Raw genomic sequence first — 4,155 nt, 5'->3', positions numbered from 1 at the left:
GTGGGTCCTCCTCTTCGAGTCGGTTGCGCGACACAGGCACTCGGGGCCGGTGCTGTCGCGAGGGTATTGCACCTGCGCGGCCCGACCGGGCCTGATGCCCCGATTGTCTGTGAGTGGTGTCACAATCGAGATCTGAACGAGATGGGGTACTCCGAGTCGCTGGGGGCCCTCGCGGATCCGTTGCACGAGCCGGTTCTGCTGGCACTTCCGGTGTTCATCGCGCTCGTCGCCATCGAGTGGATCTCGGCACCGGATCCGGCTCGTCTGGGCCACCCACCAGGCCCACCATTCGAGTGAGTACTACAACTTCGCGACCGTCTTGCGCCAGAAGTGGAACAACTCCGGGGAGATCGTCGCCTGGCTGCCTCTACCGCTGTTGGGGGTGCCGCCGTGGATGGTCTTCACCGGGTTCTCGATCTCGCTCGTCTACCAGTTCTTCGTGCACACCGAGCGCATCGGTCGGCTGCCCGGACCGGTCGAGTTCGTGTTCAACACCCCCTCTCACCACCGCGTGCACCACGGCAGCGACGCCGAATACCTGGACCGCAACTACGGCGGGATCCTCATCATCTGGGACCGCCTGTTCGGCACCTTCCGCCCCGAGACCCACCGGCCCACCTACGGGCTCACGACGCCGGTGACCTCGCACAACCCGTTCTGGCTCCAGACGCACGAGTACGTCGCCATCTGGCGGGACCTCCGCGGTGCCGCGAGCTGGCGCGAGCGGCTCGGCTACGCGTTCGGCCCACCGGGGTGGAGGCCCGCCCCGGTGCCGGCACCCATCCCCCGATCATGCGCCGGGGTCCCCGAGCCGCACTAGGGTGGGGCGCATGGGAACTGCCACCAGCCTCGCCGACCCACTCGTCGTGGGTACCGCCCGACATGACGAAGGCGTGCGGCGACTGGTCGAGAGCTTCCGGGCCGTGCCCGCAGGTGAACCGGTTCGGCTGGCCAAGCGGACGTCCAACCTGTTCCGGCCGCGCGCCTCGTCGTCGTCGCCCGGTCTCGACACCTCCGGTCTCACGCGCGTCATCTCCGTCGACCCCGGGGCGCGCACCGCCGACGTCCAGGGCATGTGCACCTACGAGGACCTGGTCGACGCGACGCTGCCGCACGGGCTGATGCCGTACGTGGTGCCGCAGCTCAAGACCATCACCCTCGGTGGCGCGGTCACCGGGCTGGGCATCGAGTCCTCCTCGTTCCGCCTGGGCCTACCGCACGAGTCCGTGCTCGAGATGGACGTGCTCACCGGCACCGGCGAGATCGTCACCGCCCGCCCCGACGGCACCGAGCGCGAACGCGCGCTCTTCCGTGGCTTCCCCAACTCCTACGGCTCGCTCGGGTACGCGGTGCGGCTGCGGATCGCACTCGAGCCGGTGGGACGCTTCGTGGAACTGCGACACGTACGGTTCGACTCCCTCACCGCGCTCGAGGCGGCGTTGGCGCGGATCAGCGAGGACGAGCGATACGACGACGAGGAGGTCGACTTCCTCGACGGGGTCGTGTTCTCGGCCGACGAGTCGTACCTGTGCCTGGGTCGGCGGACCGACGAGCCGGGGCCCGTCTCGGACTACACCGGGGTGGCCGACAAGCAGGCGATCTTCTACCGCTCGATCCAGCACGGCGGTCCCGCCGGCTCGGTGGAGCGCGACCGCCTGACGATCCGCGACTACCTCTGGCGCTGGGACACGGACTGGTTCTGGTGCTCGCGGGCGTTCGGCGTGCAGAACCCGCGCATCCGCAGGTTCTGGCCGCAACAGCTGCTGAGGAGCGCGGCGTACTGGAAGATCATCGGGTTGGACCACAAATACGACCTGGGCAACAGGATCGGCGCGCTCAAGGGCGAGGGCCCGCGCGAGCGGGTGGTGCAGGACGTGGAGGTCACCATCGACCACACCGCCGACTTCCTCGGGTGGTTCCTGCGCGAGGTGCCCATCGAGCCGCTGTGGATCTGCCCGCTGCGCCTGCGCGAGTCCAGCCCCTCGCCCGGCGTGGGCGGCGGCCCCGGTTCCGACCGGCCCTGGCCGCTGTACCCGCTGGCCCCGGAGACGACCTACGTCAACATCGGCTTCTGGTCGTCCGCGCCGATCGGACCCGGCACGGCCGAGGGGGCGTGGAACCGGCGCATCGAGGAGGAGGTCTCCGCACTCGGCGGTCACAAGTCGCTGTACTCGGAGGTCTTCTACTCCCGCGAGGAGTTCGCCCAGCTCTACGGCGGTGACCACGCGGGCAGGCTCAAGACGGAATTCGATCCCGAGGGCCGGTTCGCGACCCTCTACGACAAGGCGGTGGGTGCACGGTGACCACGACGAGTGCGGGGACCGCTGGTGCCCCGGGGAAGATGACGATCGGCGAGATCATCGGCGCCTTCGCCGCCGGTGAACCGCCCCTGCGGATCGAGGCCTACGACGGGTCCTCGATCGGACCGGAGAACAGTGACCTGGTGCTGCGGCTGAAGAGCGAGAAGGCGCTGCAGTACTTCGTCACCGCCCCCGGTGACCTCGGGCTCGCGCGGGCCTACCTCATGGGTGAACTCGAGATGGACGGTGTCCACCCCGGGGCGCCCCACGACGTGTTCGGGGCGCTCGAGGTCTTCCGCAAACACATGACCCGCACCCCCGATGCCCGGACCCTCGCCCGGATCGCCCGGGCGGTGGGCACGGAGAACATCAGATTCCTCCCCACGCCGCCCATGGAGGTCAAGCCCGCGTGGAAGCGGGTGGTGTCGGGGATGCGCCGACACTCCAAGGAGCGGGACTCCGAGGTCGTCAGCTACCACTACGACGTGTCGAACCGCTTCTACGAGTGGATCCTCGGGGAATCCATGACGTACACGTGCGCCTGCTACACCGCCCCCGACACCTCCCTCGAGGAGGCGCAGGAGAACAAGTACCGGCTGGTGTTCGACAAGCTGGGTCTCCAGGCCGGCGACCGGCTGCTCGACGTGGGGTGCGGTTGGGGCGGCATGGTCCGCTACGCCGCCGCGCGGGGCGTGCGGGTGATCGGCGTGACCCTGGCCAAGGAGCAGGCCGAGTGGGGACAGGCCGCGATCGCGCGCGACGGACTGGGTGACCTCGCGGAGGTCCGGTTGCAGGACTATCGGGACGTACCCGAACGCGACTTCGACGCCGTCAGCTCGATCGGCATCACCGAGCACATCGGCCGCAAGAACTACCACGACTACTTCACCCGGCTGCACAATTATCTGCGGCCCGGCGGGCGCCTGCTCAATCACTGCATCACCCGGCCGGACAACTCGCGCACGGTCAAGGCGGGCCAGTTCATCGACCGGTACATCTTCCCCGACGGCGAGCTCGCGGGCGCCGGGACCGTGCACCTGGAGGCCGAGAACGCGGGCTTCGAGGTGGTGCACGAGGAGAACCTGCGCCAGCACTACGCGTTCACCCTGCGGGACTGGTGCGCCAACCTGGTCGAGCACTGGGACGACGCCGTGGAGGAGGTCGACGAGCCCATGGCCAAACTGTGGGGCCTTTACATGGGCGCGTGCCAGTACGGGTTCGAACACAACAAGATCCAGCTGCACCAGATCCTCGCGGTCCGGCTGGGCGACACCATGACCTGGGATGTGCCGCTGCGGCCGTGGTGGCAGGCCTGACGAAGGCCTCCGAGGGGCAGCCGCCCGCGCGGGCATCGCCTGCGAGCCGGAACGCCGGGTCAGTCGATGTCGACGGCCAGGAGGACCTGACCGGTCGGCGCCGGCGATCCCCCCGCGGGCTCCTCGGTGATGCCGATCTGCTCGGAGTTGCGGATGCCGTCGATCTGCGCCGAGGGCGACGGTCCGACCTGGCCGGACTCCATCGTCCCCGCCGAGATGGGCTCGTGGTCACCCATCAACCACAGCTGGTAGGCGCGGCCGGTGGCCGGCTCGGGGAGGTCGGTCATCGAGATGACCGCCATGTCCTCCGTCTTGGACGCCAGGACGGTGGCGGTACCGGTCGCGCCGACCTGGCCGCGGACCACCGCGAGGTCCTCCGCCGCCAGCAGCGAGGTGACCTTGCCGGGCATCGACGGCGGGGCCGCGACGGGCACCGAGCTGTCGCCCCCTGCGTTGTCGGTGATGCGACCGATGGTCACGCCACCGGCGACCAGCACCACGGCGGCCGCCGCGGCGGCGAGAAACGACAGCGAACCGGG

Annotated in this window: 4 protein-coding genes and 1 pseudogene; 4 read left to right on the top strand and 1 reads right to left on the bottom strand. The window is 69.4% G+C overall.

Annotated elements, in window-relative coordinates:
• The first annotated feature begins 141 nt into the window (after positions 1 to 141).
• From G6024_RS16720 to G6024_RS11955, 4 genes and pseudogenes are all read left to right on the top strand, one after another.
• A complete protein-coding gene (locus tag G6024_RS16720; RefSeq protein WP_156523633.1) occupies positions 142 to 297 on the top strand; it encodes a hypothetical protein in 156 nt (51 codons plus the stop codon).
• Positions 248 to 820 (top strand): annotated as a pseudogene (locus G6024_RS11965) (sterol desaturase family protein); the annotation flags it as partial. The gene G6024_RS16720 and the pseudogene G6024_RS11965, both read left to right, overlap by 50 nt.
• Before the next feature lie 10 nt (positions 821 to 830).
• Entirely contained in the window at positions 831 to 2,303 is a 1,473-nt protein-coding gene (locus G6024_RS11960; protein ID WP_069389926.1) for an FAD-binding oxidoreductase, read from the top strand.
• A complete protein-coding gene (locus G6024_RS11955) occupies positions 2,300 to 3,616 on the top strand; it encodes a class I SAM-dependent methyltransferase (RefSeq protein ID WP_172812182.1) in 1,317 nt (438 codons plus the stop codon). Before G6024_RS11960 ends, G6024_RS11955 begins: the two co-directional genes overlap by 4 nt.
• Before the next feature lie 59 nt (positions 3,617 to 3,675).
• Here the strand turns inward: G6024_RS11955 and G6024_RS11950 are convergent.
• Positions 3,676 to 4,155: anti-sigma factor (locus G6024_RS11950; RefSeq protein WP_182640374.1), on the bottom strand; the 480-nt coding region annotated here is incomplete at its 5' end.

The organism is Dietzia maris (assembly GCF_014144855.1).
GTDB lineage: Bacteria > Actinomycetota > Actinomycetes > Mycobacteriales > Mycobacteriaceae > Dietzia > Dietzia kunjamensis.
The sequence above is the reverse complement of the archived record's forward strand: the minus strand, read 5'-3'. Positions and strand labels throughout refer to the sequence as shown.

Bases quoted from the DNA above. Each gene is read 5' to 3' on its own strand.
- G6024_RS16720 (WP_156523633.1), top strand. From the start codon at position 142: ATGGGGTACTCCGAGTCGCTGGGGGCCCTCGCGGATCCGTTGCACGAG.
- G6024_RS11960 (WP_069389926.1), top strand. From the start codon at position 831: ATGGGAACTGCCACCAGCCTCGCCGACCCACTCGTCGTGGGTACCGCC.